The organism is Mycobacterium sp. SP-6446 (genome assembly GCF_001954045.1).
Taxonomy (GTDB): Bacteria; Actinomycetota; Actinomycetes; order Mycobacteriales; family Mycobacteriaceae; genus Mycobacterium.
This window is the reverse complement of record NZ_MBEM01000245.1, coordinates 1-873: the sequence shown is the minus strand read 5'-3', so window position 1 is coordinate 873 and position 873 is coordinate 1. Positions and strand designations below refer to the sequence as shown.

The window sequence follows — 873 nt, the reverse complement described above, 5'->3', positions numbered from 1 at the left end:
GGAAGGGGCGGATTTCGCCGGGTTCACCGTGGTGCGGCTGTTGGGCAGCGGCGGGATGGGTGAGGTCTATTTGGCTCGACATCCGCGGTTGCCCCGGCTGGAAGCGCTGAAGGTTTTGCGCGCCGATGTCTCCGCCGACTCAAGTTTTCGAGAGCGGTTCATTCGAGAGGCCGACTTAGCGTCGTCGCTGTGGCATCCGCACCTTGTTTCCGTCCATGACCGCGGCGAATTCGAGGGTGATCTGTGGATCGCGATGCGCTACGTCGACGGGTTCGATACCCGTCGAGTGCTCCGGGAAAGCTGTCCGTCCGGAATGCCAGCTGCCGACGTGTGCACCGTAATCGCCGGCGTCGCCAGCGCGCTGGATTATGCCCACCAGAAAGGCTTGCTGCACCGCGATGTCAAGCCGGCCAATATCCTGCTGACCCGTCCAGCGGGTGGAAGGCAACGTATCTTGTTGACCGACTTCGGTATTGCACGCAATCGGGACGAGATCAGTGGTCTCACACAGACAAATATGACGGTCGGTACAGCAGCCTATGCGGCGCCCGAACAGTTGTTGGGCGGCCACATCGATGGACGGGCCGATCAGTACGCGTTAGCCGCCACCGCTTATCACCTTCTTACTGGCACAACCCTTTTCCCTAGCGATAATCCCGTAGCTATCATCAGTTCACACCTCACGAGCCCGCCCCCCCGAATCAGCGTCATCCGACCCGAATTGGCAGGCCTCGACGAGGTCCTTGCGCTGGCTTTGGCGAAAAATCCGGGTGACCGATTCGCTCGTTGCACGGACTTCGCCGACGCCTTAGGTCAAAGCCTCGGCGGTCACACGGGCATTCGAGCAACGAACGCCGAGCTAACACTGCCAGC

The 873-nt window shown here is 60.9% G+C and carries 1 protein-coding gene; it reads left to right on the top strand.

The window, feature by feature from the left end:
- Nucleotides 1-873, top strand: an 873-nt coding sequence (locus A5736_RS22070) for a serine/threonine-protein kinase (RefSeq protein WP_139333502.1), incomplete at both ends; no start/stop codon positions are given.